This is a genomic window from Hydrogenophaga sp. (assembly GCF_041633695.1).
GTDB lineage: Bacteria > Pseudomonadota > Gammaproteobacteria > Burkholderiales > Burkholderiaceae_C > Hydrogenophaga.
In genome coordinates this window covers 1-4096 of sequence record NZ_JBFJMY010000377.1, presented here as the reverse complement: position 1 = coordinate 4096, position 4096 = coordinate 1, and the positions used below count along the sequence as shown (strand labels likewise).

Genomic DNA, 4096 nt, shown 5'->3' with positions numbered 1-4096 from the left:
GCACCATTTGGCCAGGATGGAGCCGCCCCGGGAGACGATGCCGGTGACGCGGCTGGCGGTGAGCGGGATGTAGCGCAGAAGCACGCCGGCGTGGATGGTGAAGTAGTCCACACCCTGCTCGGCCTGCTCGATCAGGGTGTCGCGGAAAATCTCCCAGGTGAGGTCTTCGGCCACGCCACCCACTTTTTCCAACGCCTGGTAGATCGGCACCGTGCCGATGGGCACCGACGAGTTGCGCACGATCCAGTCGCGGGTGGTATGGATGTTCTTGCCGGTGGACAGGTCCATCACGTTGTCGGCGCCCCAGCGGGTGGCCCACACCAGTTTCTCCACTTCTTCTTCGATGCTGGAGGTCACGGCCGAGTTGCCGATGTTGGCGTTGATCTTGACCAGGAAGTTGCGGCCGATCGCCATGGGCTCCACTTCGGGGTGGTTGATGTTGGCCGGGATGATGGCGCGTCCACGCGCCACTTCGTCGCGCACGAACTCGGGCGTGACGAAACCGGGGATCTTGGCGCCCATGGGGTTGCCGCGCAGGCGCTCTTCGCGTTGGGTGTCGGCCAGGTACTCGGCCATCCATTCGCGCTTGCCGTTTTCACGGATCGCCACATACTCCATCTCGGGCGTGACGATGCCCTGGCGCGCGTAGTGCATCTGGCTCACGTTGGCGCCGGCTTTGGCGCGGCGCGGCGTGCGCTGCAAGCCAGCGGCTTGCAGGCGCAGGGCGGCGAGGCGCTCCACTTCTTTTTTGCCACCGTCGTCCAGCGCTTGTGGCGCACGTCCGGCGTAGCTTTCGGTGTCGCCGCGTGCGGTAATCCAGTCGGCACGCAAGGGTGCCAGCCCTTGCCGCACATCGATGTGGGCGTTCGGATCGCTGTACGGACCCGACGTGTCGTAGAGCGACACGCATTCACCATTGGACAGCTGCACTTCGCGCATGGGCACGCGCAGATTGGGGTGCAGGTGGCCGCTGACGTAGGTCTTTTTCGACGCAGGGAAGGGTTCGTGGGCCTGGGCCAGCGAGAGCGAGAATTGATCGGGAGCGTTCATGGGTAGATCCTTTTCCGGTGGGCCGTGGTGTGCTCCGGAAAGGGCCCCTTGGCGAGCATCTGTGGGGCTGTGCCCTGGATGCGCCTGTGGCGACTTTCGGCTCTTCTTACGCCGGTATTAACCGGATCAAGTTCGTCGGGTTCGGCTTTCGCCATCTCAGCACCATGTGCACCCCGGAGCGCTTCAAAGTATACAAGCCCGCTTGCGCATCTGCGCAGTTTTTCGCCGGATGCCACCGGCTTGTTGCGCGGTGGCCTTGCGAAGCTGGCCAAAAAAACGGCACCCACAGGTGCCGTTTTAGGGGATGCAAATGCCTCAGTCCACCTTGGCGCCACTGAGTTTCACAACCCGTTCGTACTTGGCACGCTCGCGGGTCATGAAGGCGTCGAACTGCTCGGGTGTGCTGGGCGTGGGCTCGGCCATCAGTATGGCAAAGCGGGCTTTCACGTCGGGCGACTGAAGCGCACTGGTGAAAGCGGCGCTGAGCTTCTTCAACGTCTCGGGCGGCGTGCCAGCCGGGGCGACCAGGCCCCACCAGGTGTCGATTTCAAAACCGGGCAAGGTCTCGCTCATGGTGGGCAGCTGTGGCAAAACCTCTACGCGTTTTGCGGTGGTCACGGCCAGGGCCTTGAGCTTGCCCGAGCGGATGTTGCCAGCGGCGGTGGCCAGGTTGTCGAAGTTGAAGTCCACCTGTCCGCCCAGCAAAGCCACCTGTGCCGGGTTGCCACCGTTGTAGGGAATGTGCACCGCAAAAATGCCGGCCTGGTTCTTGAACAGCTCGCCCGCCAGATGGCCGGCGCTGCCATTGCCGCCCGAGCCGTAGTTCAGCTTGGCGGGGTTGGCCTTGGCGTATTTCACCAGGTCGGCCACGGAGTTGATGTTCAGGCGGGCGGCCACTTCGGCGTTCATCACCAGCACATTGGGCACGCGCAGCATTTGCGTGATGGACGCGAAGTCTTTGGCCGGATCGAACGGCAGCTTGCTGAACAGCCAGGGGTTGATGCCGTGCGAAGCCGTGGTGGCAATGCCCAGTGTGAGACCGTCGGGTGCGGCCTTGGCCAGCGCCGCCAGGCCGATGTTGCCGCCGCCACCGGAGCGGTTTTCGATGATCACCGTGCCCAGCGTGTCTTTGACACTTTCGGCCAGCATGCGCGCCGTGGTGTCGATCGGGCCGCCCGCGCCGAAGGGGACGATGATGCGGGTGGTGGTCTGAGCGAGTGCCAGTGAAGACGCCAGCAGGGCCGAGACGGCCAGTGCGGTGCAAGCGGTGCGGGCCAGGATGGAACGGCGCTGGATCATGTGGATGTCTCCTGTTGTAGTGGGGAAATGGGTGAGGTCTTGTCGGCGGCGCTGGTGAACGCGTCGGCGTAAAACTCTTCGGGTGGCAAACCGGCGTGTTCGGTGTAGGCGGCCCGGGCGGAGTCGACCACGATGGGGGCGCCGCAGGCATAGACCTGGTGGCCGCTGAGGTCGGGAAAGTCTTGCAGCACCGCCAGGTGGACAAAGCCGGTGCGCCCGCTCCAACCGTCTTCGGGCAGTGCGTCGGAGACCACCGGCACGTAGCGGAGCTGGGGCATCTCGGCGGCCTTGGTCAGCAGCCAGGCGTGTTGGTACAGGTCGGCAGGGCGGCGGCCACCCCAGTACACGGTGGTGGGGCGGGTGATGCCCTTGAACTGCATGTGTTCGATCAAGGCCTTGATGGGGGCAAAGCCGGTGCCCGAGGCCAGTAGGATGACGGGTTTGTCGCTGTCTTCGCGCAGAAAGAAGCTGCCGAACGGGCCTTCGATGCGCAGGATCTCTTTTTCCTTCATGGCGCCGAACACGTGGTCGGTGAACTTGCCGCCCGGCATGTGGCGCAGGTGCAGCTCCATGTGCGGGTTGCCCTCTTGGGTGTGGGGCGCGTTGGCCATGGAGTAGCTGCGGCGCTCGCCGTCGCGCAGCAGGAACTCCACATACTGACCCGCGTGGTACTGGAAGCTGTCGCTGGCGGGTAGCTGCAGGCGCAGCAGCTTCACATCGTGCGAGGCGTTTTCCAGCGCGCTCACGCGCACCGGCATTTTTTTGATCGGGAAGGCGCCGGCTTCGGTCACCTGGCGCGACTCGATCACCAGATCGCTGTGCGCCACACCGCAGCAGGTGAGGATGAACCCGGCGCTTTCTTCTTCGGCGCTCAAGGCCTTGCTCTGGTGCGGGCCGTGTACCACGCTGCCGCTGAGCAGCTTGCATTTGCAGGAACCGCAGGCGCCGTCTTTGCACCCGTAGGGCAGGCCTATGCCTTGGCGGATGCCGGCGGCCAGAATGGCCTCGTCGGCCAAGGACTCAAAGGCGCGTCCACTGGGCTGGACGTTGATGGTGAATGTCATACTGGCGATCTTCTGTTGGTGGGCGCGCGACGCGCCACCTCGAACAGAGTGGACACACCGCAAACATCGATTGTCGCAAATCCGGATTTGGCATGAACTCCATAGGCGCATTGCCCGCACGCTTTCGCCGTGAACGGGTCCTCATCATTGGTTGCGGCGACGTGGGACAGCGTGCGGCCCAGGTGCTGGGCGGCGGGCGGCGCGTGAAGCTGCTGGCCCTCACCTCGACCCCCGAAAGCCGTGCAGGCTTGCGCGCGGCAGGCATCGCGCCCCTGCTGGGCAACCTGGACGATGCCCGCAGCCTGCGGCGCTTGTCGGGCTTGGCAACCCGGGTTTTGCACCTGGCGCCACCGCCTTCGGGGGAGCAGGCCGACTGGCGCCACGACACGCGCACCCGCGCCCTGGTGCAGGCCTTGGCCCAACGCTCGCGCCCGCTGGCGCTGGTGTACGGCTCGACCAGCGGTGTGTATGGCGATTGCGAAGGGCGCTGGGTGGACGAGGCCACCCCGGTGCAGCCGCGCACCCCGCGCGCCTGGCGGCGGGTGGATGCCGAGAGCGCGGTGCACTGGCTGGGGCGCGCCCTGGGCGTGCGCAGCTCGGTGCTGCGCATTCCCGGCATTTATGCGCCCGATCGCAGCGGTGGTACGCCCCGCGAACGTTTGCAGCGCGGCACGCCGGTGCTG

General features: G+C 65.4%; 4 protein-coding genes and 1 riboswitch. Of the genes, 1 reads left to right on the top strand and 3 read right to left on the bottom strand.

Annotation, left to right across the window (positions count from 1 at the left end):
• The 3 genes from ABYB95_RS18400 to ABYB95_RS18390 all read right to left on the bottom strand — a co-directional run.
• A partial coding sequence (locus ABYB95_RS18400) for a phosphomethylpyrimidine synthase ThiC (protein WP_372660148.1) occupies positions 1–1050 on the bottom strand: 1050 nt, incomplete at its 3' end.
• 86 nt (positions 1051–1136) lie between these two features.
• A riboswitch (TPP riboswitch) is annotated at positions 1137–1236 on the bottom strand.
• A 129-nt stretch (positions 1237–1365) separates the two neighbouring features.
• Positions 1366–2349, bottom strand: coding sequence for a Bug family tripartite tricarboxylate transporter substrate binding protein (locus ABYB95_RS18395; protein WP_372660146.1), 984 nt, complete (start codon positions 2347–2349; stop codon positions 1366–1368).
• The gene (locus tag ABYB95_RS18390) at positions 2346–3413 is read right to left on the bottom strand and encodes a CDP-6-deoxy-delta-3,4-glucoseen reductase (RefSeq protein ID WP_372660144.1); all 1068 of its coding nucleotides are present in this window, start codon (positions 3411–3413) and stop codon (positions 2346–2348) included. Before ABYB95_RS18390 ends, ABYB95_RS18395 begins: the two co-directional genes overlap by 4 nt.
• 92 nt (positions 3414–3505) lie before the next feature.
• Between ABYB95_RS18390 and ABYB95_RS18385 the strand changes: the two genes are divergently transcribed.
• Positions 3506–4096, top strand: a 591-nt coding sequence (locus ABYB95_RS18385) for an NAD-dependent epimerase/dehydratase family protein (protein WP_372660142.1), incomplete at its 3' end; no start/stop codon positions are given.